This is a genomic window from Corynebacterium sp. NML120713, assembly GCF_001875735.1.
Classification (GTDB): domain Bacteria; phylum Actinomycetota; class Actinomycetes; order Mycobacteriales; family Mycobacteriaceae; genus Corynebacterium; species Corynebacterium pseudogenitalium.
Map to the genome: position 1 here is coordinate 15,541 of NZ_MLCR01000017.1, position 26,752 is coordinate 42,292.

The 26,752-nt window shown below is 64.0% G+C and carries 23 protein-coding genes and 1 pseudogene; 12 read left to right on the forward strand and 12 right to left on the reverse strand.

Features of this window, described 5'->3' with window-relative positions:
• Window positions 1–345 precede the first annotated feature (345 nt).
• The gene (locus BJP06_RS09360; RefSeq protein WP_070363297.1) at window positions 346–1,263 is read left to right on the forward strand and encodes a glycosyltransferase; all 918 of its coding nucleotides are present in this window, start codon (window positions 346–348) and stop codon (window positions 1,261–1,263) included.
• On the opposite strand, the gene BJP06_RS09365 is transcribed toward BJP06_RS09360, so the two are convergent.
• Together BJP06_RS09365 and BJP06_RS09370 are read right to left on the reverse strand one after the other, a co-directional pair.
• Window positions 1,250–1,642 carry a GtrA family protein gene (locus BJP06_RS09365; RefSeq protein WP_071573657.1) on the reverse strand — a complete coding sequence of 131 codons (393 nt, stop codon included), beginning with the start codon at window positions 1,640–1,642 and terminating at the stop codon, window positions 1,250–1,252. The two genes, BJP06_RS09360 and BJP06_RS09365, sit on opposite strands and share 14 nt — an antisense overlap.
• A gap of 5 nt (window positions 1,643–1,647) precedes the next feature.
• Entirely contained in the window at window positions 1,648–2,091 is a 444-nt protein-coding gene (locus BJP06_RS09370) for a hypothetical protein (protein ID WP_070363624.1), read from the reverse strand.
• A gap of 31 nt (window positions 2,092–2,122) precedes the next feature.
• Between BJP06_RS09370 and BJP06_RS09375 the strand changes: the two genes are divergently transcribed.
• From BJP06_RS09375 to BJP06_RS09405, 7 genes are all read left to right on the forward strand, one after another.
• Window positions 2,123–2,341, forward strand: a complete 219-nt coding sequence (locus BJP06_RS09375; protein ID WP_070363299.1) for a hypothetical protein — start codon at window positions 2,123–2,125, stop codon at window positions 2,339–2,341.
• 99 nt (window positions 2,342–2,440) lie between these two features.
• On the forward strand, window positions 2,441–3,856 hold the full coding sequence (locus tag BJP06_RS09380; protein WP_070477238.1) for an FAD-binding oxidoreductase: 1,416 nt from the start codon (window positions 2,441–2,443) through the stop codon (window positions 3,854–3,856).
• A gap of 27 nt (window positions 3,857–3,883) precedes the next feature.
• Window positions 3,884–4,648, forward strand: a complete 765-nt coding sequence (locus BJP06_RS09385) for a decaprenylphospho-beta-D-erythro-pentofuranosid-2-ulose 2-reductase (protein ID WP_071573658.1) — start codon at window positions 3,884–3,886, stop codon at window positions 4,646–4,648.
• Between the two features lie 50 nt (window positions 4,649–4,698).
• Window positions 4,699–6,684, forward strand: a complete 1,986-nt coding sequence (locus tag BJP06_RS09390; RefSeq protein ID WP_071573659.1) for a galactan 5-O-arabinofuranosyltransferase — start codon at window positions 4,699–4,701, stop codon at window positions 6,682–6,684.
• A gap of 11 nt (window positions 6,685–6,695) precedes the next feature.
• A complete protein-coding gene (locus BJP06_RS09395; protein WP_083433267.1) occupies window positions 6,696–10,037 on the forward strand; it encodes an arabinosyltransferase domain-containing protein in 3,342 nt (1,113 codons plus the stop codon).
• A gap of 18 nt (window positions 10,038–10,055) precedes the next feature.
• The gene (locus BJP06_RS09400; RefSeq protein ID WP_071573660.1) at window positions 10,056–10,940 is read left to right on the forward strand and encodes a cutinase family protein; all 885 of its coding nucleotides are present in this window, start codon (window positions 10,056–10,058) and stop codon (window positions 10,938–10,940) included.
• Window positions 10,941–10,984: 44 nt separating this feature from the next.
• Complete coding sequence (locus BJP06_RS09405; protein ID WP_071573661.1) at window positions 10,985–12,835, forward strand: M13 family metallopeptidase; 1,851 nt, start codon at window positions 10,985–10,987, stop codon at window positions 12,833–12,835.
• Between the two features lie 662 nt (window positions 12,836–13,497).
• Here BJP06_RS09405 and BJP06_RS12465 read toward each other — a convergent pair.
• From BJP06_RS12465 to BJP06_RS09440, 7 genes and pseudogenes are all read right to left on the reverse strand, one after another.
• A complete protein-coding gene (locus BJP06_RS12465; RefSeq protein WP_070477228.1) occupies window positions 13,498–14,316 on the reverse strand; it encodes a hypothetical protein in 819 nt (272 codons plus the stop codon).
• Window positions 14,317–14,340: 24 nt separating this feature from the next.
• A complete protein-coding gene (locus tag BJP06_RS09415) occupies window positions 14,341–15,105 on the reverse strand; it encodes a VOC family protein (RefSeq protein WP_071573663.1) in 765 nt (254 codons plus the stop codon).
• Window positions 15,106–15,393, reverse strand: coding sequence for an RNA-binding S4 domain-containing protein (locus BJP06_RS09420; RefSeq protein WP_070477226.1), 288 nt, complete (start codon window positions 15,391–15,393; stop codon window positions 15,106–15,108). It lies immediately after the preceding gene.
• A 2-nt stretch (window positions 15,394–15,395) separates the two neighbouring features.
• A complete protein-coding gene (locus BJP06_RS09425; RefSeq protein ID WP_070363307.1) occupies window positions 15,396–15,728 on the reverse strand; it encodes a heavy metal-binding domain-containing protein in 333 nt (110 codons plus the stop codon).
• 29 nt (window positions 15,729–15,757) lie between these two features.
• Window positions 15,758–16,477, reverse strand: coding sequence for an SDR family oxidoreductase (locus BJP06_RS09430; protein ID WP_070363308.1), 720 nt, complete (start codon window positions 16,475–16,477; stop codon window positions 15,758–15,760).
• A 441-nt stretch (window positions 16,478–16,918) separates the two neighbouring features.
• Window positions 16,919–18,265, reverse strand: a pseudogene (locus BJP06_RS09435) (IS256 family transposase).
• Window positions 18,266–18,492: 227 nt separating this feature from the next.
• Window positions 18,493–18,804 carry a transposase family protein gene (locus BJP06_RS09440; protein WP_070363309.1) on the reverse strand — a complete coding sequence of 104 codons (312 nt, stop codon included), beginning with the start codon at window positions 18,802–18,804 and terminating at the stop codon, window positions 18,493–18,495.
• A gap of 232 nt (window positions 18,805–19,036) precedes the next feature.
• Between BJP06_RS09440 and BJP06_RS09445 the strand changes: the two genes are divergently transcribed.
• From BJP06_RS09445 to BJP06_RS09455, 3 genes are all read left to right on the forward strand, one after another.
• Window positions 19,037–19,435 carry an SHOCT domain-containing protein gene (locus tag BJP06_RS09445; RefSeq protein ID WP_070477224.1) on the forward strand — a complete coding sequence of 133 codons (399 nt, stop codon included), beginning with the start codon at window positions 19,037–19,039 and terminating at the stop codon, window positions 19,433–19,435.
• A 1,017-nt stretch (window positions 19,436–20,452) separates the two neighbouring features.
• Window positions 20,453–21,019: a sugar O-acetyltransferase gene (locus BJP06_RS09450; RefSeq protein WP_071573664.1), complete on the forward strand. Its 567-nt coding sequence runs from the start codon at window positions 20,453–20,455 to the stop codon at window positions 21,017–21,019.
• Window positions 21,012–23,204, forward strand: coding sequence for an ATP-dependent RNA helicase (locus BJP06_RS09455; RefSeq protein ID WP_071573665.1), 2,193 nt, complete (start codon window positions 21,012–21,014; stop codon window positions 23,202–23,204). The genes BJP06_RS09450 and BJP06_RS09455 overlap by 8 nt, the downstream gene beginning before the upstream one ends.
• On the opposite strand, the gene BJP06_RS09460 is transcribed toward BJP06_RS09455, so the two are convergent.
• Window positions 23,170–23,853 (reverse strand): Rib/alpha-like domain-containing protein, encoded by a 684-nt coding sequence (locus tag BJP06_RS09460; RefSeq protein ID WP_071573666.1) that lies wholly within the window; start codon window positions 23,851–23,853, stop codon window positions 23,170–23,172. The two genes, BJP06_RS09455 and BJP06_RS09460, sit on opposite strands and share 35 nt — an antisense overlap.
• A gap of 53 nt (window positions 23,854–23,906) precedes the next feature.
• Between BJP06_RS09460 and BJP06_RS09465 the strand changes: the two genes are divergently transcribed.
• Window positions 23,907–25,370 carry a basic amino acid/polyamine antiporter gene (locus BJP06_RS09465; RefSeq protein WP_071573667.1) on the forward strand — a complete coding sequence of 488 codons (1,464 nt, stop codon included), beginning with the start codon at window positions 23,907–23,909 and terminating at the stop codon, window positions 25,368–25,370.
• Between the two features lie 16 nt (window positions 25,371–25,386).
• Here BJP06_RS09465 and BJP06_RS09470 read toward each other — a convergent pair whose 3' ends face one another.
• Both BJP06_RS09470 and BJP06_RS09475 read right to left on the reverse strand, forming a co-directional pair.
• Window positions 25,387–25,977, reverse strand: a complete 591-nt coding sequence (locus BJP06_RS09470; protein WP_177224301.1) for a TetR/AcrR family transcriptional regulator — start codon at window positions 25,975–25,977, stop codon at window positions 25,387–25,389.
• Between the two features lie 7 nt (window positions 25,978–25,984).
• Window positions 25,985–26,731: a TSUP family transporter gene (locus BJP06_RS09475; protein WP_071573668.1), complete on the reverse strand. Its 747-nt coding sequence runs from the start codon at window positions 26,729–26,731 to the stop codon at window positions 25,985–25,987.
• Between the last annotated feature and the right edge of the window lie 21 nt (window positions 26,732–26,752).

The window sequence follows — 26,752 nt, forward strand, 5'->3', positions numbered from 1 at the left end:
GAGCTTCTCTGAAACCCAAATGGGAGTAACAGGATTGTAGTAATCCCCTTTTCGCAATCATTTTCGAGGATTACTACAATCCACCTACTACACTTTGCAGATATTGCGAATTTTCGAACGACTGTTTGTCAGCCTGCCCTCCTGTTTCCCTCCAAGGTTAGAAGCGCGCGATGCAGGTCGCGCATTTTCACCCAGCCCGGCCGATTTCTGGCGACCAGCGTCGCACTCCTTGTACACCTCGACCGGAACGAAAAACCACGAAGACCACACGAAAAACCAGCGCGAAAACCACGCGCACCCCGACGCACCACCACCCCGCCCCGCCGATGGTGCACAATATGAGGCATGACTGGAACTGGAACGGCACACCTGAAAAGTAGTGGTTCGACGGCGGCGGTGATCGTGACGCATAAGCGTGTCGAGATGCTGCGGCATTCCCTGGAGCAGGTGGTGAACCAGACGCACCCGGTGCAGTGGGTGATCGTGGTGGATAACGGTGCTGAGCAGGCTGTTCAGGAACTGCTGCAGGAGTTGGCTGGGGATCGAGCGGTGTATTTGCCGTCGAAGACGAATCTGGGTGGTGCTGGCGGGTTCGCGTATGGCTTTTTGACGGCGCTGGCGTTGGGGGCCGACGCGATTTGGTGCGCGGACGACGATGGTCGGCCGGCGGATCACGGTGTGCTGGAGGAGCTGTATCGCGTGGCGGAGCAGCACCGGCTGCATGAGGTGAGCCCGGTCGTGGCGAATATTGGGGATCCGGCGAAGTTGGCGTTTCCGCTGCGTCAGGGCTTGGAGTGGAAGCGGACGACGGCTGAGCTGGAAGGCTCGTTCTTGCCGGATTATGCGTCCTTATTTAATGGGGCGTTGATTTCGGCGGAGGCGATGGAGCGGATTGGTGTGCCGGATTATCGCCTGTTCATTCGGGGTGATGAGGTGGAGTATCACCGGCGTTTGTCGCAGTCGGGGCTGCGGTATGGCACGGCGCTGACCACGAAGTATTTGCACCCGGATGGGTCGGGCGAGTTCCACCCGATTATGGGCGGCAGGGCGCATGCGCAGTGGCCGGATAATGAGTCGAAAAGGTATTTCACGTATAGGAATCGCGGCTACATCATTAATCAGCAGGGGATGAAGAAGATGAAGCTGCAGGAAGTGGTGCGCTTCGGGTGGTTCTTCCTGGTGGAGCGGAAGGATCCGAAGGGCTTCCTGCAGTGGCTGCGTCTGCTGCGGATGGGGGCGCGGGAGGACTTTAGGCGTCCTTAAAGATGACTTTGCTTTGGAGGACGAAGTTGGTCACGGTGGCGACGCCTTGGGCGATGACGAAGCTGATGCCATCTTTCCAGGGGTTGTGGAGTCCGAGGGCGATGAGTGGCGGTTCGGTCCATTTGTAGAGCAGGACTTGGACGGCGAAGGTGCAGGCGTAGAGCACGAAGACGGCGCCGGCTTTCTTCGCGCTGACTTCGGATTTGAAGGCGTAGCGCGAGTTGAGCACGTAGGCGGTGGCGGTGCCGAAGACCCAGCCGATCATTTTGGCGAGGTCGCGTTGGAGGTCGACGCCTTCGGTGAGGGTGTAGGTGATGCCGAAGTCGATGACGGCGCAGCCGATGCCGATGATGAGGAATGGCAGCGCTTGCTGCTTCATTGCGCTCACAGTTGTTTCGCCCCGAGGTATGCGAGGGCTGCGACGGTACCGATTGCCACGTTGGGCTTTGCGACGCCCCTTCGGCCCAACCAACCTGCCAGTTTCTTTTGCGCCTGCACTCCGGCGGCGAAGGCGCCGACGGCGGCCACGGCGATGCCGCCGATGGTGAACCAGGTGGTGGCGATGGATTCGGCTTCGCCCTGTTCGGATTCGAGGACGGCGGTCAGGTCGTTGCGGGGGTCCTCGTCGAAAGCGTTGAAGGCGGCGATGGTGGCGAGGTTCGCGGCGCCGAGGAGGGTCCAGGCCAGCGCTTTGCGCGTGGTGAAGTCGGGGACGGAGGCGGCGGCGAGGATGTAGGCGGCTTGGATGCACTGGCCGCCGAAGGTGTCGTCGAGGGCGTTGTAGTCGATGGTGGGCTCGTCGACAAGTGATTGAATCGTGTCAGTCATGGTGTCCAATGCTACTAGTAGGGTGAAAAGCATGACTAAGCATGAGGAGATTCATGAGGCGGCGCAGCGCGTCGAGGTGCCGCTGTCCGATTACATGGTGAGGCTGTTCGCGGAGGAGCTGCCGTTTGTGGATTCGATGTCGCGTGGGCGCATCTATGAGCTGCTGCGGGAACATAAGGCTGCGGGGAAGCCGGAAATTACGTCGCAGGAGGAGCTTCCTGCAGAAATCAGGGAGCTTATGGACCTTTAGTTTGATGTTTTTATAGGTTTTTCGACTTACATCATTTAGACTCGAACCGAATGTCTTCGCATTTCGGCGAAGCAACGACGACAAGAAGAAGCGAAAGAGATGGAACTACACACCAATCTTAAGTCACTCTACGGCTGGGGCCGCACGGCTCCATCGACTGCGCATGTGCTGTCCACGCCTGACGTGGAGGTCATCAAGCAAGCCGTCGCACAGGTCGCGCAGGATAACGAGAGCCTGCCTGAGCACGCTCGCCGCGGCGTCATCGCCCGTGGTCTGGGCCGCTCCTACGGCGACCCGGCACAGAACGGTGGCGGCCTGGTCATCGACATCAACGAGCTGAACAAGATCCACTCGATTGATCCGGAGACCGGCATCGTCGACGTGGACTCGGGCGTCAACCTGGACCAGCTGATGAAGGCGGCCCTGCCGTACGGCCTGTGGGTTCCGGTCCTGCCGGGCACCCGCCAGGTCACCATCGGTGGCGCGATCGGTCCGGACATCCACGGTAAGAACCACCACTCCGCTGGTTCCTTCGGCGACCACGTGGTCTCCATGGAGCTGCTGGTGGCGGACGGCCGCGTCCTGCACCTCGAGCCGGAAGGCAGCGCGGACGACCCGGACGGCACGCTGTTCTGGGCGACGGTCGGCGGCATGGGCCTGACCGGCATCATCCTGCGCGCACGCATCCAGATGACCAAGACGGAGACCGCGTACTTCCTGTCTGACACGGAGCGCACCAGCACCCTGGATGAGACGATCGCGCTGCACTCGGACGGTTCCGAAGTCAACTACACCTACTCCTCCGCATGGTTCGACGCCATCTCCGCGCCGCCGAAGACGGGCCGTTCCACCATCTCCCGTGGCTCGCTGGCGACGCTGGCTCAGCTGGAGGAGTACGCGCCGAAGCTGGCGAAGGACCCGCTGCGTTTCAAGGCGCCTCAGCTGATGACGGTGCCGGACATCTTCCCGTCGTGGACCATGAACAAGCTGACGCTGTCCGCCATCGGCGAGGCCTATTACATGATGGGCGCCCCGAGCAAGAACGACATCAAGAACCTGACGCAGTTCTACCAGCCGCTCGACCTGATTGGTGAGTGGAACCGCGGCTACGGCAGCGCGGGCTTCCTGCAGTACCAGTTCGTGGTGCCGACGACCGCTGTGGAGCCGTTCAAGGACATCATCTACCAGATCCAGTCCTCCGGCCACTACACGGCACTGAACGTGTTCAAGCTGTTCGGCGAGGGCAACCGCGCGCCGCTGTCCTACCCGATGAAGGGCTGGAACGTCTGTGTGGACTTCCCGATCCGCCCGGGCCTCAACGAGTTCCTGGACCGCCTGGATGACCAGGTGATGGAGTTCGGCGGCCGTCTCTACCTGGCGAAGGAGTCCCGTACGTCGGCGGAGAAGTTCCACAAGATGTACCCAGGTCTGGAGGGCTGGCTGAAGACCCGCCGCGAGATCGACCCGACCGGCGTCTTCGCTTCCGACATGTCCCGCCGCCTCGAGCTGAACTAGCTGAATGAACTGAAGGAGATTTTTCACATGTTGAATGCAGTAGGCCAAGCGCAAAACATTCTGCTCGTGGGTGGCACCTCGGACATCGGCCTCGCCATTGTGCGCGAGTTCGTGTCCCGCGGAGGCAACCCGAATGTCACGCTTGCAGCTCGCAAGAACTCCCCGCGTATCGACGCCGCCGTTGCTGAGGTCACCAACGCAGGTGCAGGCTCCGTTGAGGTCCTGGACTTCGACGCGACCGATTTCGCGTCTCACCCGGACGTGATCAAGCAGGCGTTCTCCGGTGGCGATGTTGACGTCGCCGTGGTTGCCTTCGGCACCCTGGGTGACCAGGAGCAGCTGTGGCAGGACCAGGCGGCAGCCGTGGAGTCGGCGCAGGTGAACTACACCGCGTTCGTGTCCGTCGGCGTGCTGTTGGGCCAGGAGATGAAGCGCCAGGGCCACGGCACCATCATCGCGATGAGCTCCGTTGCGGGCCAGCGCGTGCGTCGCTCCAACTTTGTGTACGGCGCGTCGAAGTCTGGCATGGATGCCTTCTACCTCCAGTTGGGTGAGGCGCTTCGTGACTCCGGCGTGAAGGTGACTGTGGTTCGCCCAGGCCAGGTACGTACCAAGATGACGGATGGGCTGGAGGAGGCTCCGCTGACCGTCGATAAGGAAGAGGTGGCGCAGACTGCTGTTGAGGCTGCGTTGAAGGGCGAGCCAAGCGTGTTTGTGCACAAGCTGTTCGGCCCGATTTCCTTGGTGCTGCAGCACATCCCGGCAGGGATTATGCGCAAGCTCAACTTCTAATTCCCGGCGGGGAACGTGGTGGATGCGCTGCGATGTGCCAAACTGAGTGCATGACAGATACATCCATCCAACCCACGCTGGAGTTCAAGACCGTCGACTACGAGCCTGACGCTGTGTCATGGACGTCGGCGGTCTTGCGCATGCTTGCGGCCGGTACCAGCGCGGCGGTGGTGACGTTGGCGGTGTGGTACGTGCTGCACTCCACGTCGCTGCCTGCGTTTAATACCTCGATGGTGACGCGCGCTCTATCCACGGGCGGCTCTTTCGTTGTGATTCTGTGCGCGGCGTTGGCGTGCTGGGCGTGGGTGCGGAAGCGCCTGTCGCGGCCGGTGCGCGTGCTTTGCCAGGCTGTCTGCGGGCTGGCCCCGGCTGGTCTGGTGATTACGGCGTTGGGGATCCCGCTGGCGTCGACCCGCCTGTGGCTGGACGGCATCCAGGTGGATCAGGGCTTTCGTACCCAGTTCTTGAGCCGGATGACCGAGGTGGCCACCAACCAGGACATGAACTACCTGGACCTGCCTACCTTCTACCCGATTGGGTGGTTCTGGCTCGGCGGGCGCCTCGCGCACCTGCTGGGCATGGAAGGCTGGGAAGTATACCAGCCGTGGGCGCTGGTATCCCTGGCTGCCGCGGCGTGCGCGCTGGTACCGATTTGGCGGAAGCTGTGCGGCTCCCTGCCGGTATCCACGCTGATCGCGCTCGTATCGACGGGCATCGTGCTCACCGAGACTCCTGACGAGCCCTACGCGGCGATCGTCGCCCTCTTCGCCCCCGCGGCCGCTGTCACCGCGTACAAGGCACTGACGGGCTCCTGGCAAGCCACGGTGGTGCTGGCGCTCTACCTGGGCGTTTCCGCCATGTTCTACACCCTGTTTACTGCGATCGCCGCGCTGACCGTTGTGGTGATCGCGGTGCTGTTGTGGTTCCGCCGCAAGTTCGCGCGCGGCCCCGTCGTGCACCTTTTGGCTTCCGGGGTGGGTGCGCTGTGCATCGCGGCGATTGGTTGGGCGCCGTACCTGTACGAGTCGGCCTTCGGCGGTTTCGACGTGCGCCACACCGCGAACCACTTCCTGCCCGCCCAGGGCACGGTGATCCCGCTGCCGTTCTTCTCCCTGTCCATCATCGGCGTGCTGTCGGTGTTGGGCCTGATCTTCATGGTTGGGCGCCTGCATGTGCCTGAGGTGGCGTCGTTAGCTGTGATGGTGGTGGTCTGCTACACCTGGGTGATCGTCTCGATGTTTGCGTCGCTGCTGGGCACGTCCCTGCTGGGCTTCCGCATCGAGGTGCTGCTGATGCTGCTGTTTTCCACCGTGGGTATCTTCGCGGTGGCGGACTTGCGCACTGCTGGCGTCGATTATTACTACCCGGGCCACTTCAAGGAGCGCACGCAGCGCGTGATCACCGCGGTGCTCATCATCGTGGTGGCTGCGGGCACGCTCTCGTTCGTGCAGCGCATCCCGGCACTCAACGAGGCGCACATTGACCAGGCGTACTCGGATACGGACGGCTTCGGCGAGCGCGCCGACCGCTTCCCGCCGGACCCGGGCCGCTACTACGGCGAGATCGACGAGTTCATCCAGTCCCACGGCTACACCCCTGGGGAGACCGTGGTGTACACGGATGAAATCAACTTCATGGCGTTCAAGCCCTACCACGGCTTCAACGCGTTCACCAGCCATTACGCCAACCCGTTGGGCGAGTTCCACCTGCGCAACGAGGCGCTTTCGCAGTGGGCGAAGCTCTCCTTCGACGCCCCCGAGAAGCTCGACGCAGCGATGCAGGACACGAAGTGGACGGCGCCGCAGGCATTCATTTTCCGCGGAACCATGAGCGATGACCTGCGCGAGGACGCCACCGAGAACCGGGATGTGGCGTGGAAGACGCACATCGGCCACAACATCTTCCCGAGCGAGCCGAACGTGCGCTACGAAGGCCTGTTCTTTAACCCGAAGGCGTTCCCCCGCGAGACGTGGGACGCGAAGCAGATTGGTCCGTTTGTCGTGGTGGTTCGCAATGCCGCCACGCCTGAGAAGTAGAGTATGCCCCTGTGACAACTGAGACATCCGTGAATCCCGTGAACCCTGCGAACCCACAGAGTGCGGCGAGCACGCCCGGCGCGCAACAACCTCGGCGCGCCCCGCGCCAGCTGGTGGCTGCGACCGTCGTGTCCGGCTTCATCGCCTTCGTGTTGCTGCTGCTGACGCCGCTGCTGCCTGTGACGCAGGTGCAGTCGTCAGTGCAGTGGCCGCAAGGCGGCTCGGTGGGGTCGGTGAATGCCCCGCTGATTTCGCTAGCGCCGCAGGAGATTGACATGACGGTGCCGCTGGAGGCGACGCGTCACCTGCGTGAAGGCCAGAACATTATTGTGTCGACGCTGCCTGCGTCCTCGGAGGAAGCGACGGACCGTGGCCTGTTTGTGTCGGCGCCGGATGGCGGGTTGGTGGTCAGCTCGATTAATAAGGTGCTCTTCGAGCTGAGCCCCGGCGAGCTGGCGGGTATTGGCCCGGATAAGCAGCTGCGGGTGCACATCACGGATGAGCAGGCGGAGATTTCGGTGCCGGGCACCAGCTTCGAGGAGGTCCTCGAGGATGACTACCGTCCGCAGCTCAGTGGCCTGTACTCGGAGTTGAAGGAGGAGGCGTCGGCGCAGCTTATTGACGCCGGGCTCGCCGCCAACATCGAGATCAACTCTCGCTTTACGTCCAGCCCGACCCTGGTGAAGTCACTAGCGATGTGGCTGGGGCTGGCTGCGATGGCGGTGAGCCTGTGGGGGCTGTGGCGCCTGGATCAGCTGGATGGGCGTCGTATCCCGCTGTTCAACCGTCGTTGGCGCACGTTCAAGCCGCTGGACGCGGTGGTGCTGGCGGTGCTGGGGTTCTGGCACGTGTTCGGCGCGAACACCTCGGATGACGGCTTCCTGCTGACGATGGCGCGGGTCTCGAACGACTCGGACTACATGGCGAACTATTACCGCTGGTACGGCGTGCCCGAGGCGCCATTCGGCTCCCCGTTCTATGACGTGTTGGCGTTGTTGGCGAAGGTGACGACGGCGTCGATGTGGATGCGCCTGCCGACGCTGCTGGCCGCCATCCTGGTGTGGTGGCTGATTTCGCGTGAGCTGCTGCCGCGCTTCGGCGCGGTCATCGCGGACCGCCGCATGGCGTACTGGACTGCAGCGTTTGTGTTCCTGGCGTTCTGGCTGCCGTACAACAACGGCACCCGCCCGGAGCCGATTATCGCGATGGGGTTGACGCTGACGTGGGCGCTGTTTGAGCGCACGATCGCCACGAAGCGACTGGCCCCGGCGGCGCTGGGCACGGTGGTGGCGGCGTTCACGCTGGCCTGTGGCCCGACGGGTCTGGCGGCGGTGGGCGTGTTCCTGATCTGCCTGCCTGAGGTGTTCCGCATCATGAACAAGCGACGCGCGATTGCCCCGGGCATCGCGTACATAGCGGCGTTTCTGGCGGCGGGCTTCGCCGTGATGGTGCCGGTGTTCAAGGACCAGACCCTGGCGACCGTATTGGAGGCCACCAAGGTGCGCGGCGAGGTCGGCCCGGCGCTGTCCTGGTACTCGGAGTGGGTGCGCTACGGCACGCTGTTCCAGGAAGCTGTCGACGGCTCGCTGTCGCGCCGCTTCCCGATGCTGGTCTTCGCCTTCTGCGTAGTCCTCATCCTGTTTTCGATGGCACGCCACGGCGCGATCCCAGGCACGCCTGCGAAGCCGACGCAGCGCCTGATGCTGATCATCGGGCTGTCCACGTTCTTCCTGATGTTCACCCCGACGAAGTGGACGCACCACTTCGGTATTTACGCGGGTATCGGCGGTGTGGTCGCAGCACTCGGCGCGGTGGTGCTGTCTCACTTTGCGCTGCAGTCGGCGCGCAACCGCTCCTTTGCGATCGCCGCGGTGCTCTTCCTGGTGTCCCTGAGTCTGGCGGGCTGGAACGCGTGGTGGTACGTGTCCTCCTTCGGCGTGCCGTGGTGGGACAAGAACCCACAGGTGAAGGGCATCGAGGCGAACACTGTTTTGCTCGGAATTACGCTGGTGATTGCCTTGGTGGGCGTCGTCCAGTGGCTGCGGCCGCGCCCTGATTCTGTGCGGGAGCGCGCGGCGGCGTCGCGCTGGGCGGGCGTGATGGCCGCGCCGATCGCCGTCGCCGCGGTACTCATGGTGGCGTTTTCCTGCCTGACCTTTGTGAAGGCGTTCGCGGAACAGACTCCGAACTACTCGGTGGGCATGGGCAACGTGAAGACGTTCAAGGGTGACATCTGCGCCCTCGGCAGCGAGATCTTGCTGGAGACCGACACGAACGATTCCTTCCTCACCCCCGTCGACGGGGTGCCGCTGGGCCGCTCGCTGGACTCCGGCGTGAACCGCGCGTTCCACCCGGACGGCGTGCCTGCCACGATCGCGGACGACAACGCCGACACCACGGATACGAAATCGGGCGACGACACCGCCATCGAGACCGTCCAGTCCGATGCAAACGAGGAGCCTGAGCTCTCCTCGGATGCACGCAGCGTCGAGGGCAACCGCCCGTTCACGCTGCGCGGTGTCAACGGGTCGACGGTGCGCCTGCCGTTCAACCTGGACTTCAACCGCATCCCGCTGCTGGGCACATACGACGAGCGCGCGACGCGCACGGCCTACCTGGAAACCACCTGGTTCGAACTGCCACAGAAGCGTGACGACGCCCCCCTGCTGGTCACGTCCGTGGCTGGCAAGATCGCGCACCACGACATTAATGGCGTCGAAAAGGAAGGTGCCGAGCTGGTGCTGGAGTACGGCGTGCGCAGCGACGACGGCTCGATAAAGACCCTGGGCGAGACCGAGATGCTGGACCAGGGGCCGACGCCGAAGTGGCGCAACCTGCGCTACCCCATCGCGGACCTGCCCGAGGAGGCAAACGTGGTGCGCCTCGTCGCCGAGGACGCCTCCCTTGCGGAAGACGACTGGATGGCCGTCACCCCGCTGCGCAACCCGACGCTGCAGCCGCTGAACAAGATGTTCGACTCGGACACCCCGGGCCTGCTCGACTGGTCGGTGGCCTTCCAGTACCCGTGCCAGCGCACGTTCAACCACTTCGCTGGCGTGACCGAGATCCCGGAGTTCCGCATCATGCCTGACGCACCGGGTAAGCAGCAGCTGTCCGGATTCATGGACTTCCTGGGCGGCGGTGCGCTGTCCACCGCGGAGGCCGTGAACTACTCCTACCAGGTGCCGGGGTACATGAAGGGCGACTGGCAGCGCGACTGGGGTTCCCTGTCCCGCTACCAGCTGCGCACGAACTCCATCGGTGAGGTGCCAGCGCTTGCTGAGATCCAGCTCGAAGAGGTCACCCGTTCAGGGTGGTGGACCCCAGGCCCGATGAAGATTCGGGAGGTCTAACAGCTAAGATGAGGCGCCATGCGCGCTTTCGCATCCCTCCGCTCCGTTCTTGTTGCCGCCGCTACCGCCGCCCTTGTCGCGGTTGGTGCGGCGGCTCCGGCGTCTGCGCAGCAGCTGCAGCTGCCGGCGCCGATCGCACCGTCGTTCCGGCTGCCGAGCCTGCTGAAGTCCCAGGGCTGCAAGTCGGAGTACTTGATTGCGGTGCCGGGTGGCGTCAATACGATGCCGGGGCTACCGCGCAACCTGCCGCACGGCGGGAACGTGTGGCTCACGGGCGTGCTTACCCAGCTGTATACGGGTGGGCAGATTCAGCCGCTGTGGATCGCGTACGACGCCGCGCCGTTCGCCACCACGCAGTACCAGACGGCGTCGAATCGTGGCTACGCGGAGACGAAGAAGGCCGTCGCGGGCATCGCAAACGCCTGCCCGAACGCGCGCTTCAGCTTCACCGGCTACTCCCTCGGCGCGGATATTGTGTCGCGGATGCTGAATAACATTGCGCATGACCGTGGCCCTATCGCGAAGGAGCGCGTCGCCTCGGCTGCCCTGTTTTCCAGCCCCTACCAGGGCGGGAACGGTGCGGTGATGTCTGCGGGAACGTCGCCACACGTGCGCGGCGCGCTCGGTGAGCTTGAGGGCGGCTATGGCGACCTCGGTGAGCGCGTGCTGGAGATCTGCAACACCGGCGACATCGTGTGCTCCCCGACGGAGAATCAGCGCGAGATCGTCGACCCTGCGATGGACGTCAACCTGAGCAGCGGCGGGATGCCCCGCTGGGTGATTGACATCGCGCGCGCGAACGACGGCCGGACGAGCAGCATCATCCACTCGATCGGTGCGCACGGGTCCTACACGCTGGCGCAGCAGCATGAGGCTGCGAACTGGATCGCCAACCACCGCTAGTCCCTCCAACGCGCATGTCCGCCCCACACGTTAGAGTTGTGGGCATGCATGATCTTTTTCATCACGTAAACGGCGAGTGGGTCGAATCCCACGAGATCCCAGCCGATCGCGGTATCGACGGCTCCTTCTACGCCCTGCGCGACAAGGCGGAGGAGGACGTCCACGCGATCGTCTCGGAGACCAGCGACCTGTTCGCCTCCTTCATGGATACCGACGCCATCAACGCCGCAGGCACCGCGCCCCTGCAGCCGGACCTGGACCTGATCGCGGTGAAAGATATCGAGGAGTTCGCCCACAACCTGGGCGTGCTCGACCGCACGGGTGTCGGCTCCCCCCTGGCCTTTTGGGTTGAAAAGGACTCCCAGGGCGAGGACAGCGTGCCCTACCTGGTCCAATCCGGCCTTGGCCTGCCGGATGAGGCCTACTACCGGGAGGACGCCCACGCGGAGACCCGCGCCACCTACCAGAAGCACGTGGCCCGCATGCTGGCGTTTTTGGACCCGGCGTACCTGCTGGGGCTTACGCCTGAGGTGGCGGCGCAGCGCATCATGAACCTGGAGACCCAGGTGGCGGCCAGCCACTGGGATGTGGTGCGCAGCCGGGACGCGATGGCTACCTACAACCCGGTGGAGTTGGCGGAGTTGCCGTCGATAATTGTGACGATGCTGCGCGGCGCCGGGCTTCGCGACGGCCGCGTGATCAACATGATGCCCTCATTCACCGAGGACTTAGCGACGATGCTTCGCCCCGAAACCCTCGCCGACTGGCAACTGTGGGCGGCGTGGACCGTGCTGCGCTCGCGCGCAAGCGTGCTCACCGAGGAGATCGGGCGGGCGAACTTCGAGTTTTACGGCACGGTACTCTCCGGCGCGACGCAGCAGCGCGACCGCTGGAAGCGCGGCGTGGGGCTGGTGGAGTCGCTGGTTGGCGAGGAGATCGGTAAGGAGTATGTGGCGCGCCACTTCCCTTCCGAGTCGAAGGAGCAGATGCTCGCGCTGGTGGACTACCTGGTGCGGGCCTACGAGCAGCGCATCAGCGACCTGCCGTGGATGACGCCGGCGACGCGTGAGCGCGCCCTGGAGAAGCTGCGCCTGTTCCAGGCGAAGATCGGCTACCCGGAAACCTGGCGCAGCTACGAGGGGCTGATCTTTGATCCTTCCGGTGAGCAGCTGGTGGCCAACGTGCGCCGCGGCGCCGCCTTCGAGCACGACTACCAGCTGGGCAAGATCGGCAAGCCCTCGGACCGTTCCGAGTGGGTGACCACCCCGCAGACCGTCAACGCGTTCTACAACCCGGTGGTCAACGACATCACCTTCCCTGCCGCGATCCTGCAGCCGCCGTTCTTCGACCCGGAGGCGGACCCGGCGCGCAACTTCGGCGCGATCGGCGCGGTGATTGGCCACGAGATCGGCCACGGTTTCGACGACCAGGGCTCGCGTTACGACGGCCACGGCAACCTCAACTCCTGGTGGACCGACGAGGACCGCGCCCACTTCGAGGAGCGCACCGCGAAGCTGGTGGAGCAGTTCCAGGGCCTGGTGCCTTCCGTGCTGGAGGGCCAGGACGTGGCGGGGGTCAACGGCGAGTTCACGCTCGGCGAGAACATCGGCGACCTGGGCGGCCTTGGTATCGCGGTGGTGGCGTACCAGCTGTACTGCGCCGACAACAACGTCGAGCCGAACCTGGAGGAGCTCTTCCTGGCGTGGGCCCGTGTGTGGCGCTCGAAGGCGCGGCCGGAGATGGCGGCGCAGCTGCTGGCGATTGACCCGCACTCCCCGAACGAGTTCCGTTGCAACGTCATCGCATCCAACGTTGACGAGTTCTACGAGGCCTTCGACGTGGAGCCCGGCTCCCCGATGTGGATCGCCCCGGAGGAAAGGGTCAAAATATGGTAGAGGAATCGTCGCTACAGCCCGGCGCGGAGGGCGCGCACTACCCACTCAACGAGCAGGGTTCCGAGGAGTTCCAGGTCGGTGGCGTGGAGCGCACCCTGCCGGAGTCCGAGCAGCTCGCGCAGCTGGTGTCCTACATCGAGGCGTCCTACGAGGACTCCCCGCAGTACCTGGCGTTGCTTCCGGACCGGATTACGCACGCCGCGATGCTGATGCTGGGCTCCGCGGTGGATCACCAGATGCCGGGCGTGGCGTTGACCGGGGACGTCTCCGTCGAGGACGCCCCGCTGGGCCAGGTGTTCACCTCATCGAAGGCGCCCGCAAAGGGCGGCGTGTGGGTGGTGTCTTGCTACGACGGGCCAGCGGATGCCCGCGAGTTCGCCTGGCGCCCCGAGGTTGCCGCCTGCGCTGAGCAGGCCGGTGCCCGCGCCTACGACGTGGACGACCCGGCCGGCGTCGCCTCCGCCGTGCATGCCGCACGCCAGGAAGGCGCGGACGTGGTCGCGGTATGGGGAATGGGTTCCTCGTGCGCGCTGCTGCCCGCCGACGCGGACGCCTACGTGCTCACCTTCCCCACCGAATCCGCCGAATCCGCTGGGGCCCTCGCGACGGCTGACGCGAAGGTGCTGCTGCAACGCGCCTCCGACGCCGCGTGGGAGCAGCCCTCAGTCGAGGGGGCGGAAGTGAAAGAGTACGTCTCCACCGGGGTGATCGCTACCCCGGCCCAGCACCGGCGCAAGGTCCTGGATGCCGCGGAGTTTCTTGCCGGACTTGGTACGGCCGAACGCTGACGCGGGCGTGGCGTCGTGGCGCTGCACGATGCCACGGCGTACGTCGACGGTGTTGTGGTAGGCGCTGCCGTTCGTCAGCGCCGCCACCGCCCACGTCTCATCCAGCGTGGTGCCCCAGGAGACAGAGGCGGTCGCTGTGGTGGCCTCGTTGGCCCAGCCCATCTTGGAACCCTGCACGCCGCGCAGACGCGCGGTGCCGAACTGCTGACCAAACCCGTCAGAGGCCACCAGCGACTGCCGACGCATCCCGTCCAACAGCGGCTCAGCAACCGGGTCCCACAGGATGGCCGCGATGAAGGTGGCCACGTCCCTCGCAGACGTCAACGTCGTGCCCCACGCGCCGACGCGCTGCGTTCGCTCCAGCTCGAAGTCGGCGGCAATCTCGTCGATGGCCTGCGGGTAGCGGGCGTCGAGTTCCTCGGCGATCGCGTCGTTGGAGACGCGCACCATCTCCTCCACCTGCGCCTTCTCCTCCTTCGTGCCGTTATAGAGCACCCAGTAGCCCAGGTAGAGCTTGGCCAGGGACAGGGCGGCGCGCGGCTCCTCGCCCGCCGGGGAGATCGACACCCGGCCGTCCGGGTGCACCACCGCCAGCGCAGTGCGCTCCCGCGTGTAGCCGGGGTTCACGTGAAAGCCCTGCAACGCAGGCATCAGCGCGCACACCAGCAGCGCAGCGATCCACTTCTTCAACACAGTGCTTCCGCTTCGTTTCGCGCCCTAGAGGTCCAGGATGGAGTCTGCTTCGCTGACGTCCTCGCTGACCGGCTCCGGCACCTCGCACAGGTACACGTTGGCGCCGGTGGCGTCCTTCGCCCCAAGCATCGGGCCGAACGGGCTGAGCGTCGGACCAGCCAACACCTGGCCGCCACCCATACGCACCGCATGGGACGCCGCATCAACGTCCTTGACGCCGAAGTAGGAGTGCCAGACCGCCGCAAGGCCGTGCTGCTGCAGCCGCGGGTCCAGACGCAGGCCCAAGAACGCCGCGCCCTCCTGCAGCGCAATGTAGTAGCCGCTTTCCTTGCGCAGCTCCCAATCGAACAGCTCCCCGTAGAAGTCCACGGTGGCCTCATCCGGCGCCACGCACTCGTACCACACCGAAACACCCGGCTCACCAGCGGCAACGAAGGCGTCCTCCCCCGCCGGGCGCATCAAGCCGAACAGACCACCGGATGGGTCGGCACACACCGTCATCACACCGAAGTCCACCTCCTGGGAGCTCAGCACCTTGCCCCCCAGCGGCTCCACGCGTGACTCAATCGAGCCGTCCGCGTCCATGAAGTACGTCACCCACAGGTCCCGCTCCTGCTTCGACGGCACGAAGCCCGCCACCGGCAGCCCGTCCTTGCGGGCAACCCGGTACGTCTCGCCCGTAACTTCCCACCCGAGCACCTTCGAGTAGAAGTACGCGGACTTCTGCACGTCTTTGGTCAAGCAGTCCTGCCAGTACGGCATCCCTGGTGTTCCCTGAAACGCAGGCATTTACATGTTCCTCCACTTTTCCGGATCGAAATCGTCGTTCGCGGTGCGCTCATCGAAGTAGTCGCCGTCATCCCCGCCGGTGCTCACGGTTGCCGTTTGGGTGCCGACGGTGACGGAGTCGGCGTCGAAAAGCAGGTGCCCGCGCGCACGCACCACCTCCCCATTGACACTGACCTCGCCGGCGTTGATGAGCTCCTTGGCGTGCCCGCCGGACTCCACAAGGTTGGCCACCTTCAAAAACTGACCGAGCTTAATGCTCTCCCCCGAAATCACCACATCAAACGCCATGATTACACCACCGGCGGAGCAAGCTTGACCGCAGTGCCCACCGCGGACACCAACATCATGCCGCCGTCAGCGCCCATGGACTCGTAGTCCACCTTCACGCCAACCACCGCGTCAGCCCCCATCTCCGCGGCGCGATGCCACAGCTCGTTCAGGGCCTCCTCGCGGGCGCGCACGACGTCGGCCTCCCACGCGGCGGCGCGACCACCCACAATGTTGCGAATGCCCGCCGCGAAATCCTTGAACACATTCATGCCGACGATCGCCTCGCCGCCCACGATGCGCATGTACTCAGCGATGGTGCCCCCATCGACGGAATTAGTAGTGCTTAGAATCATGCAGCCAGTCTAAGCCACGCCCCCGACACTTAGCGTTCAGCCTGGTCAGTCGGCATAATCGACAACGTATCGATGTTCACGTGCGGCGGCAAACTCGCCACCCAGCGCACCGCCTCCGCAATGTCCTCCGCGGTCAAGTTCAACTTGCCCTCGTACACCGCGTACGCACGCTCGGCATCGCCCGCGAAACGGTTCAGGGAGAAGTCCGTCTTCACCCGGCCAGGGTCAATCTCCGTAACACGGATGTTGTTCTCCGCCTCCTCCCGTCGCAGCGCCCGCGTGATCCCGCGCAGCCCGTACTTCGCCGCGTTATAGCCGCTGCCGCCCTTGTACGCGTCAGTCGCCGCCACGGACCCAATGTTCACCACCAGACCGGACGCCTCCAGCAGGTGCGGGTACAGGGCCTTCGTCACCCGCATGGTGCCGAGCACGTTCGTCTCGTACATCCACTGCCAGTCGGCGGGGTTGGCGTCGCGAAGCAGGTCGAGGCCCTTCGCGCCGCCCGCATTATTCACCAGCAGCCCAACCGGCCCCTCAATTATCGACGCCAACTCCCCCACACTCACCTCATCCGTCACATCAAGGCGCACCGCCACGCCCCCGATCTCTTCTGCGATGGCCTGGCAGTGCTCCACCCGGCGCGCCGCCACGTACACCTTCCAACCGTCCGCGGCGAGCGCCCGCGCACACGCCTCCCCGATCCCGGCGGAGCCTCCCGTTACTACGGCTACTTTCGTTGTCTCTGTCATGGTTGGCAGTGTAGTGCTCGTGCGGGCTCGGCGTGCCTGGGCGTTTGGGTGATCGTCCTGCTTTTTCAAATCTCAGGGTTATACTCTCACCTGCAGTGCGTACCCATTCATGTGAGTACTTCACTGTCCGCAGGAGTTTATTCACCTGCGCCTCTCCGTGGGATTTCGTCCCTCACCTGCGGAAGGACCCTATGGGGCGGCGCCTGATAAGGAGGAATCCTATGGGTTGCTTCATGCTCCAAATTGGGCTTAAGAGACATTTTGTGTGTATAAATCTATCTGGTTTCCTGGGATGACCTCGGACAACAACCAGATATGGTTTTCAAAACAGTTCCATTCGCCCGTTTCGAGAAACCAACACCAAATGACGTCTGGTGTGTGGTATGAAGTCTGCGGGTAGCGCAGGGACCCCAGCGAGATCGAGTGCTCTAGGGGGGTGGTTTACAAGTAGTCCGCGAATCGGTCGGGGTAAGCCACGGCTAGTTGGTTGATGGCTTGTTTCCACCCGGTGGCTTTCGCTCCTTCAATATAGCCGTTGCACTCAATGTCGCGCTTTGCTTTCTTCGCTCGCTGGGCGGCACGCTTGTTCGATGTTGCAGATCATCAGCCACAGCGTCTTTAGTGCGGCAGTATCGTTCGGGAATTGGCCCCTGTTGCGGGTAGCTTTACGCAGTTCAGCATTCAGCGACTCGATTGAATTGGTGGTGTAGAGCACCCGGCGTGCCGCCGGCGGAAACTGCAGAAACGGCACGAACCGCTCCCAGGCGTCGCGCCAGACTTTGACCGACTGGGGGTATTTCCGGCCCAGTTCACTGGCCTCGAAAGCATCCAGGCTGGCACGTGCGGTGTCCTCGTTAGCGGCTGTGTAGACCTCACGCAGCGCGCGGGAGACTGCTTTGCGGTCCTGGTAGGACACCCACCGGTTCGCAGCCCGAATCAGGTGCACAATACAGGTCTGTACCATGGAATTCGGCCAGGTTGCCTCCACGGCTTCCGGCAAGCCTTTGAGCCCGTCGCAGCACACAATGAACACGTCTTGGACACCGCGGTTAGCCAGATCCGCACACACCGATGCCCAGAATGCGGCTCCTTCATTGTCGGCGATCCACAGTCCCAGGATGTGCTTGATGCCGTCCATGTCGACACCAACCGCCATGTAGCAAGCCTTGTTGACCACGCGGTGGCCGTCACGGATTTTCACGCGTAGCGCGTCGAGGAAGATCACCGGGTAAAACTCGTCGAGCTGGCGGTTTTGCCAGATCATGACCTCGTCTAACACCGCATCGGTAATGGTGCTGATCGTATCCGGGCTCATATCCACCCCAAGGGTGGTCGCGAGGTGATGCTGGATATCGCGCACGGTCATCCCACCGGCGTAGAGCGAGATAATCATGTCGTCGAGCTCTGTGAGCCGACGTGCACCCTTGGGCACCATCCGGGGAGTAAACGTGCCGGCACGATCCCTGGGCACGGTCACCTCAACTGCGCCGTAGCCAGAATTGACGGTCTTGGTGTACGACCCGTTACGGTGATTATTCTCCTGTGCGGTTTCGACCTGGGATTTCGCTTTGCGGTCGGAATGGCCGTAGCCCAAGTGCGCATCCATCTCCGCCTTAAGGCCAGCGTTGATTGATGCTTGCAGCAGGCCTTTGACCAGCTCGCTTGCATCATCAGCGGAGCTCGACAGCTCGCTAATCAAGCTGGCGATTTCAGAATTTTCCATCAGCTTCTCGCTGATCTCGTTGACCCTCGCCGGGTCATGGTTTTCTTCGGTGACACCGTAGTCATTATCGGTGAAACTCCTTCTAGATCAGAGCCTCACACACAAACTTCCTGACACCCTTCAGGAATGACAGGCGAGGAGCAATCCGCGGGGACGGATAAGGCCACAACGCGTTCAAATGTCTCACATGAGTGCAACGGTGAGGGGTGTAGAGAACGCACGGTGGGCGGTTGCGAATAAGTGACCACGCTGGCAGCCAAGAGGTACGAGCGATGAAAGATCAGCTCGAGCATTAGCGAACGTACTGACGTCGCTTTATTAGGTGTACTGACCGGGTACGTTGCGGGCACGCCGGTTCGGCGCACCGCCACAACCGCTTGCGCCACACCAGCAGCACCGGCCGCCCCGCCGAGGGGATGTCACGCACCAGATGCTCACGCCGGCCGTGGGCCACCGCGACCACCCCGCACCGCGGGCACCCGGTCACCGACTCGGAGGTCTCCACCAACAGCTCCAGCTCACCGCCGTACTCACCGACGGCAAGCACCACCAACCCCGAGATGCCGAGCATCGCAGCGGACAGGACGGTAGCCTCAACACTCACCTGGGACTCCTCTCGATCCGTTGCTTGGTCGCTACGAATCGTGGAGTCCCAGGCCCGTCTTCACCAGCCCAACCCGGTCAGCGCGTCGCAACCCGGCTACCACGCTTGGTGAGGAAAAGCTGCTAACATGGTTCGGCGACGGCCCGGGCACGTCCTTGTTCCTAACCGTCGTGCGCTGGGGTCCGCGTGGACCGCTCGGCCAGCGTCCATCCAGTCAGGAGGAAGTCAGCAAATGTTCGACGACAACGGCTCATTCCTACTCGCCATGTTCGAGTTCTTCATCTTCTTCGCATGGCTCATGTCCCTGTGGTGGATCTTCGGAGATCTCTTCCGCAGCAAGGACCTCGGCGGCTTCGCGAAGGCGCTGTGGGTGGTGTTCATCCTCGCGCTGCCGTTCATCGGAATGCTCGCGTACCTGCTTGTTCGAGGTCGGGGGATGACCGACCGCGCGGTCGAGGCGCGCCAGGAGCTCCAGCAGCGGCAGGATGAGTACATCAAGTCCGTCGCCGGCGGCTCCGCCGGATCGAGCCCGACCGATGAGATCGCCTCGGCGAAGGCCCTTCTCGACTCGGGAGCGATTACCCAGCAGGAGTTCGACCAGATCAAGGCAAGGGCGCTCTCCTCGGTCTGACCCTGGTCCGCTCCCTCGCCAGCCGCAGCGTCGCGGTCCGAGGGCGGCCATCCGGCGCGGCCTAGGTATTCGCCAAGTGTGCGGCTTGCGCGCGCGAGCAGGCGCATACCGGGCAGAGGGTGTCCGATTGTTTGTGTGCGGGGGGACTAGAACCAGCCGCCTGTGCGTTGGGCGGTCGCATATAGCCAGGGGGACGAGCAAAGCCCTTGACGTGCACAATTCTGGTCGCATAGAGGTATCGGGGGTTCCGGTCGACCTCATTGCGTCGACCAACCCAGGTCAGCGGTGATTTGGATGATTTTGGGGCTATTTTGCCGATTTTGCGCTGACCTGCGTTGGTAAACCGGAGTAGGTCGACGGGAAGAGGTCGACGGGCCGAAAGAATTCGATACCGGCATTGATCATCAGTGGAACCCAGCTTAGGCGTGAGAAGAGGGTGGGCTGGACGCGGCTAGTTACACACAAAATGTCCCTTAAGCCCCAAATTGAGAGACACAGAAAACTAAAGAGAAAGGGATGCGAAGATGGAAATTCAATCTTCGCATCCCGTGGGTGTGGTTACTTGCGCTAACCGTTGGATTCACCCGCGCTTCTGAAGCAGTTTGGCCGCTCCTTCAGAATGCTCTCATGTAGTGTGTCCCTCGCCACCCTCCAGGTCCTCAAACACCCTGGAGGGTGGTTCTATTTTGCAACACAACAACACATCACAACACCATGTTTTGTGTTGTACTCATTGTCCCCCTGACATGTCCCCCTGTCAACCGAAACCCCTCAATGCTCTGTCCCTTCTCGGCTCGCACCGATACTCTTTGAAAAAGTTCCCGCGCTCGGGAACCATTTTGGATTTCGAGCCCACTCCGGTCGACCGACGCTGCCGTTTCCCCAGTTCGCGACGCCTGTCCATGAAGATCGTTCCCCGCATCACGGTTCTCGGGGGAACTTTTTCGACGGGCGGGGGCGGTAAGCCGAGCGGCAGGCAGGGCCGTAGGGGCTACACACCCCGGTACCCTGGCTGGTATGTATTCGATGGAGCAGATGCGATCAGGTCAGTGGTACCTCCCCGGCGGCGAGGAGGCCGACGCCCAACACGCCCGGACGTGGGAGTTGATGCGCCAGGTCAACGCCTTGGGCAACACCGATCAGCCGCGGGCGGAGGAGCTGTTGCGGCAGGTGTTTTCCAACAGTGCGCACGTGCCGGGCCTGTTCGCGCCGCTGCATGTGGAGTTCGGGCTGAACACTCGGTTCGGCAAGGGGTGCTTCATGAACTTCAACTGCGTCATCCTCGATATTGCGGAGGTGACCATCGGGGACGGGTCGATGTTCGGGCCGGGCTGCCAGCTGATCACGGTGGGCCACCCGGTTGAGGATGCAGCGAAGCGGGCTGAGGGATGGGAGATCGCGAAGCCGATTCGAATTGGGAAGGACTGCTGGTTCGGGGCGGGTGCGATGGTGATGCCTGGCGTGACGGTGGGTGATCGTTGTGTGGTGGCCGCCGGCACGGTGGTGACGAAGGACGTGCCGGATGACTGTTTGGTGGCGGGGGTGCCGGGCGTCGTGAAGCGAAAGTTTGCGCAGGATGCCTGAGAGGGAGTTTGACCTGGGGCGGATTGGGGAGGGGCTGCCCGTCGCGAAGGTGATTGGCGGGCTGCCGCGTACCGGGCCGCTGGTGGTGGAGGCGCCGCCGGGCACGGGTAAGACGACGCTGGTGCCCCCGGCGGTGGCGAATATCTGCGGGAAGACGCTGGTGACGGCGCCGCGGCGTGTGGCGGTGCGTTCGGCGGCGAAGCGCCTGGCGGACCTGGATGGGTCGCGGCTTGGGCAGCGGGTGGGCTACTCCATTCGCGGTGAGCATCGGGATGGTTCGCTGGTGGAGTTCGTGACGCCGGGTGTGCTGCTGAACCGCCTGTTGCAGGACCCTGGACTGGAGGGCGTCAACGCGGTGATCATCGACGAGGTGCACGAGCGCGGCCTGGACACCGACCTGGTGCTGGCCATGTGCATGGAGACTGCCCTGCTGCGCGATGACCTGTACCTGTGCGCGATGTCGGCAACGCTGGACGCGCGCCGCTTCGCCGACCACATGGGCGCCGAGGTGCTGTCCACGGAGGCGGCGACCTACCCCGTCGAGGTCACGTATGCACCGCACGCTGGGCGGATGCAGGGTTCGCGCGAGTTCTACCGGCATGTGGCCGCTCTCGCGGAGGCGCCGGAGCGCACCCTGGTGTTCGTGCCGGGGGTGCGGGAGGTGGAGCTTGTCGCCAGCTTTCTTGACGACGCCACTCCGCTCCACGGCCGCTTGTCCTCCGCGGAGCAGGACGCCGCGCTCTACGGGGATGCCGCGGTGGTGGTGTCGACGAACGTGGCGGAGTCCTCGGTGACGGTGCCTGGTGTGCGCCGCGTCGTGGATGCTGGGTTGAGCCGGGTGCCGCGGCGCGATGCGCGCGGGATGACGGGCTTGGTGACGGTCTCGGCGGCGAAGAGTAGCGCGGACCAGCGGGCGGGCCGCGCCGGCCGCCTGGGACCTGGCACGGTGGTGCGAGCCTACTCGGAGGCGGACTACCAGCACTTTCAACCGGACGTGGCCCCGGAGATCGTCACGAGTGACCTCACGCAGGCGGCGCTGCAGTTGGCGGCGTGGGCGTCGCCAGACCTGCCGCTGCTGGACCCTCCCCCGGCGCACCACCTGGCGGCGGCGCAGGAGACGCTGCGGCTCATCGGCGCGCTGGACGATCAGCACCGCATCACCGCCCTCGGTGAGAAGCTGGTGCGCATGCCGGTGGACCCGAGGCTGGGCGCGGCGCTGGTGAAGTTCGGCTCGGGCGCTGCGGACACGGTGGCCAAACTCGCCGACCAGCCCGCGAAACGCCTGGCCAGGTTGGTACACACGTCCGCGCCGGTGCCGCCGGGCGATGTGATCGCGGCGGCATACCCGCAGTGGGTGGCCAAGCGCGACGGTAATGAATACCTGCTTGCCTCGGGAACGAGGGCGCGGCTGGACGTGCCGATCGGCGCCCCGGAGTGGATCGCGGCCGCGGAGGTGCAGCGCACGGCGCGGGGTGCGGTGATCCGCGCGGCGGAACCGCTCGCGATGCCGGAGGAGCGCGTCGAGGAGCACGTGCGCGCCTCGCTCGTGGACGGGAAAGTGCGCGCACGCAGGGTCAAAGCCATCGGCGCCATCGAACTGAGCGCCACCCCGATCCGCCCCGAACCCCACGAGGTGGAGGAAGCACTGCGCGACATCAGCTTCGAGGATTTCACGCTTGATAGCGCCGCCCTGGCACTTAAGCAGCGCCTCGATTTCCTGCACGCCACCATCGGCGAGCCGTGGCCGGACGTGACCAAGGGCGACTACTCGCTGGAGGTGGCGCAGTTGGCCAGGGGGGCGTCGATAAGAGGGCTGGACATGCGGCAGGCGCTGATGCGGCAACTGCCGTGGCCGGAGGCCTCAAAGCTCGACGAGCTGGCGCCGACGCGCATCGCGCAAGGCAAGCTGGACTACTCGACGGGCCGCCCCGTCGTGCGGCTGAAACTGCAGCTGGCGTTCGGGCTGGCGGACTCGCCAGTGATTGGCGGGCAGCGGGTGCTGTTCCACCTGCTCTCCCCCGCGGGGCGCGAGCTGGCGGTCACTGACGACCTGCGCAGTTTTTGGAACGGGCCCTACCAGGACGTGCGTAAGGAGATGCGTGGGCGCTACCCGAAGCACCCGTGGCCGGAGGACCCGTGGACGGCGACGCCTACTGCTCGGACGAAGCGCACGCTGAATAAATGATGCCGCCGCCGACTAGGCCAGCGACCGTCAGCACCGACGCGATGCCGAGGTCCGCATTGCGGCGGTTGTACTGGCGCGGTTTGAGGTGAATCTTGACTGGCTGTGGCAAGTTCGTGATCTGCAAGTTGATGCTGTCCTGCACCGCAACGATTGGTAGCCCCATTTGGGTGGCAAAGCCGAGCGGGATCAGTGCCAGCAGCGGAATGCCCACTGCCAAGGAAGTCTTGGAACACTTCGGCGTGATCTGCTCAAAACCGAGCGGCTTCAGGAAGTCCGGCGCCACGCCTTCATCCGTTCCCGGGTTCGCCACAGTGACTCGGACCGGGATGATTTCCGTGGATTCGTCGCCGTAGTGGGCAACGACTGGCCACTGGTAATCGCCAGGATCGACGCCAACAGATGGCGTCAGCTCGATGGAGCCATCGGCTTCAGAAAGGTGTGCCCAGCTGGGGATACTCGTGCCGCTGTACCAGGCTTGGCCCCTCGGCAGCGGTGGGGGTAGTGTTTCCGTACTACCGATAGTTACGGTTGTAACGGGGTAATTGCCCTGCACGATCGCCTGTCCGTGCGCAGTTTCTACCGCCACGGCGTGTGGGGAGGTGCAGGCAAGCATGACTGCACACGCAGCAGCTGTAATCCGGCCACGCATGACCGACCTCCTTCGACGCTTCACGGCTCTCATCATAAGGTAACTTATTCTCCATGACTAATGCCCAATCACACACGGTGACCATGTGGACGCTGGTGTCGCTCATTATTGGCTCCACCATTGGCTCCGGCATCTTCGCCTTGCCGCAAAATATTGGCTCCGTGGCGAGCCCCGGCGCAATGCTCATCGGCTGGGTCATAGCCGGTGTGGGCATGCTCTCCATCGCGTTCGTGTTCCAGATCCTGGCGCGGCGCAAACCGCACCTGGACTCGGGCGTATACTCCTACGTGCGCGCTGGCCTCGGCGACTTCATCGGGTTCACCTCTGGCCTGGGCTACTGGTTGGGTTCCGTGATGGCGCAGGTGGGCTACGCCACCCTGTTCTTCTCCACGGTGGCCTACTACTTCGCCCCGCTGAATAACCGGTGGGTGTTGGCCGCGGCGGTATCCGTGATGACGTGGGGCATCTTCATCATGCTGACCCGTGGCGTGAAGCAGGCGGCCGTGATGAACGTGGTCACCACGGTGGCCAAGCTGGTGCCGATCCTCTGCTTCATCGTCTTGGTCGCCTTCCTCGGCTTCTCCTGGGACAAGTTCACCTTGGACTTCTGGGGCGAGGGTTCGACGATCCCGTTCTCGCAGCAACTGCAGGGCATCATGCTGTACACGGTGTGGGTGTTCATCGGCATCGAGGGCGCCTCCGTGTACTCCAAGCAGGCGAAGACCCGCAAGGATGTGGGCCGCGCGACCATCATCGGCTTCCTGTCGGTGCTGTTGCTGCTGGTCTTAGTGTCCACGCTCTCCTACGGCGTGCTCACCCAGGAGGAGCTGGCGGCGCTGCCGGAGAACTCGATGGGTGCCGTGCTTGAGGCGGTCGTCGGCCCGTGGGGCGGCGTGTTCATCTCTATCGGCCTGTGCCTGTCGGTGCTGGGCGCGTACGTGTCCTGGCAGATGCTGTGCGCCGAGCCGATCGTGCTCATGGCGAACGACGGCCTGCTACCGCAGTCGCTCGGCGTGGCCAACAAGGCGGGCTCCCCGTTCCGCGCGCAGCTGATCTCCACTGTGGTGATCCAGCTGTTCGTGATCATTTTCTTCGCCAACGAGACGTCCTATAACGCAATGGTGCAGCTGGCGACCATCATGTACCTGCTGCCGTACATCTTCTCCTCGCTGTACCTCATCCTGCTCGCGGTGCGCGGCAAGGGGCTTAACCACCCGAACGCGGGCGTGCGTTTCGACGACTCCGGTCCGGAGGTCACCCGCAGCGACAACCAGCGCCACCTCATCGTCGGCGCGGTCGGTTTCGTGTACTCGATGTGGCTGATCTACGCTGCCGACCCGGTCTACGTGCTCTTCGGCGCGCTCGCCGTGGTCCCGGGCATCATCCCGTACGTGTGGACGCGCATCGCGAACAAGGAGCGCCTCTTCAACAGCTTCGAGTGGGTTGTGGTGGCGATCGTGATCGCGGGCGCTATCGCAGCCGTGGTCGGCCTGGCCAACGGCTCTCTACAGCTCTAGTCAGCTCTCAGCAGCTCTAATCGTTTCGGCGGTCCGGGTCCACAGCCAGCTGTGGCCACAGGACCGTCGCGGTGTTTTCGGCGTGCCGCTCGGCGGAGGCCTCACTGAACGCCTGGCGCATAACAATGCCACCGAGCAGCATGCCCACGAAGGCGTACGGGTTGATGTTCGGGTTATACAGGCCCTCGTCCATCCCCTTGCGGATCCCCTCCACCATCCGCTCGAGGATTTCGGTTTCAAGGCGCAGACGCCACTGCGACACGAAGGGCTCCGCGCTGGCAATGATGGAGCCGATCAACCGCACACCCAGCGTCTCGTCGAGGTAGCGCTGCAGGTCAATCATGTATTTTACGAACTCAGCGCGCGTGGTGGGGAGGTAGATCGGGATCTGGATCGCGATTGAGTCCAGCGCTGCGGTGATCATCTCGCGGCGGTCAGCGTAGCGGCGGTAGATCGTCGTCTTTGCGACGCCACAATCCGCCACAACCTCGTCGATCGTTACAGAGTGCAATCCGCGATCGCGGGCGATGCTGAGCACCGACGCGAAAATCTTCTGCTCGGTTGCTGCCCTACGGGCCGGCCTAAGAATCTTCTGCTGCTTTTCCACGCCGCCATTATTGCATGAATTCTTGCCACCCAAGCCGCGCGCATAGAACAACTACGAGCGTCAATAAGGCGATTCGGACCAACTTGGACCCGCCCTGCAGCACGGTGCGCGCGCCGAGCTGCGCGCCGATGACGTTCGCGATCGCGAGCGCGATTGCCAGCGACCAGTCCACGTAGCCCCCGGCGATGAACACTCCGAGCGCGCCGATGTTCGTCGCGGTGTTGACGACCTTCGCCATCGCCGCGGACTCAAGGAAGGTTTGAGAGAACACGGCAGTAAACGCCATGATGAGGAACATGCCGGTGCCGGGGCCGAAGACGCCGTCGTACCCACCGACGAGCAGGGCCACCGCGACGCCGAGCACCACCCGGCGCGGCGTGATGATGCGGTTGCCCTCCGACCCAAACGAGGGCTTACACACCACGAAGATGCCCACTGCCAGCAGTAACACAATGATGAGTGGGCGTATCACGGAGTCGCTGACGAGCGCGACGGCCAGCGCACCGCCCGCGGAGGCGCACATCGCGGCGAGCGCGAAGCCCCACGTGCAGCGCGGAACCCCGACCTTGCGCACCATGGTGACCGCGGCGGAGGAGGTGCCGGTGAACGCCGCGAACTTATTCGTCGCCAGGACAGCGGCGGCAGGCATGCCGGTGGTGGACATCAGCACGGGGATGAGCACCAGGCCACCGCCGCCGATGACGGCGTCAATCCAGCCGGCGGTCAGTGATGCAATCAGCAGGGCGACAATCATGCACTAAAGAGTAATATCAAC

What these genes read in the sequence shown, in the direction of transcription:
- BJP06_RS09420 (WP_070477226.1), bottom strand. Translation starts at nt 15,393, where the DNA reads ATGGCGTTTGATGTGGTGATTTCGGGGGAGAGCATTAAGCTCGGTCAG.
- BJP06_RS09375 (WP_070363299.1), top strand. Translation starts at nt 2,123, where the DNA reads ATGACTAAGCATGAGGAGATTCATGAGGCGGCGCAGCGCGTCGAGGTG.
- BJP06_RS09415 (WP_071573663.1), bottom strand. Translation starts at nt 15,105, where the DNA reads ATGCCTGCGTTTCAGGGAACACCAGGGATGCCGTACTGGCAGGACTGC.
- BJP06_RS09445 (WP_070477224.1), top strand. Translation starts at nt 19,037, where the DNA reads ATGTTCGACGACAACGGCTCATTCCTACTCGCCATGTTCGAGTTCTTC.
- BJP06_RS09455 (WP_071573665.1), top strand. Translation starts at nt 21,012, where the DNA reads ATGCCTGAGAGGGAGTTTGACCTGGGGCGGATTGGGGAGGGGCTGCCC.
- BJP06_RS09460 (WP_071573666.1), bottom strand. Translation starts at nt 23,853, where the DNA reads ATGCGTGGCCGGATTACAGCTGCTGCGTGTGCAGTCATGCTTGCCTGC.
- BJP06_RS09370 (WP_070363624.1), bottom strand. Translation starts at nt 2,091, where the DNA reads ATGACTGACACGATTCAATCACTTGTCGACGAGCCCACCATCGACTAC.
- BJP06_RS09400 (WP_071573660.1), top strand. Translation starts at nt 10,056, where the DNA reads ATGCGCGCTTTCGCATCCCTCCGCTCCGTTCTTGTTGCCGCCGCTACC.
- BJP06_RS09465 (WP_071573667.1), top strand. Translation starts at nt 23,907, where the DNA reads ATGACTAATGCCCAATCACACACGGTGACCATGTGGACGCTGGTGTCG.
- BJP06_RS09385 (WP_071573658.1), top strand. Translation starts at nt 3,884, where the DNA reads ATGTTGAATGCAGTAGGCCAAGCGCAAAACATTCTGCTCGTGGGTGGC.
- BJP06_RS09475 (WP_071573668.1), bottom strand. Translation starts at nt 26,731, where the DNA reads ATGATTGTCGCCCTGCTGATTGCATCACTGACCGCCGGCTGGATTGAC.
- BJP06_RS09430 (WP_070363308.1), bottom strand. Translation starts at nt 16,477, where the DNA reads ATGACAGAGACAACGAAAGTAGCCGTAGTAACGGGAGGCTCCGCCGGG.
- BJP06_RS09450 (WP_071573664.1), top strand. Translation starts at nt 20,453, where the DNA reads ATGTATTCGATGGAGCAGATGCGATCAGGTCAGTGGTACCTCCCCGGC.
- BJP06_RS09365 (WP_071573657.1), bottom strand. Translation starts at nt 1,642, where the DNA reads ATGAAGCAGCAAGCGCTGCCATTCCTCATCATCGGCATCGGCTGCGCC.
- BJP06_RS09360 (WP_070363297.1), top strand. Translation starts at nt 346, where the DNA reads ATGACTGGAACTGGAACGGCACACCTGAAAAGTAGTGGTTCGACGGCG.
- BJP06_RS09405 (WP_071573661.1), top strand. Translation starts at nt 10,985, where the DNA reads ATGCATGATCTTTTTCATCACGTAAACGGCGAGTGGGTCGAATCCCAC.
- BJP06_RS09390 (WP_071573659.1), top strand. Translation starts at nt 4,699, where the DNA reads ATGACAGATACATCCATCCAACCCACGCTGGAGTTCAAGACCGTCGAC.
- BJP06_RS09380 (WP_070477238.1), top strand. Translation starts at nt 2,441, where the DNA reads ATGGAACTACACACCAATCTTAAGTCACTCTACGGCTGGGGCCGCACG.
- BJP06_RS09425 (WP_070363307.1), bottom strand. Translation starts at nt 15,728, where the DNA reads ATGATTCTAAGCACTACTAATTCCGTCGATGGGGGCACCATCGCTGAG.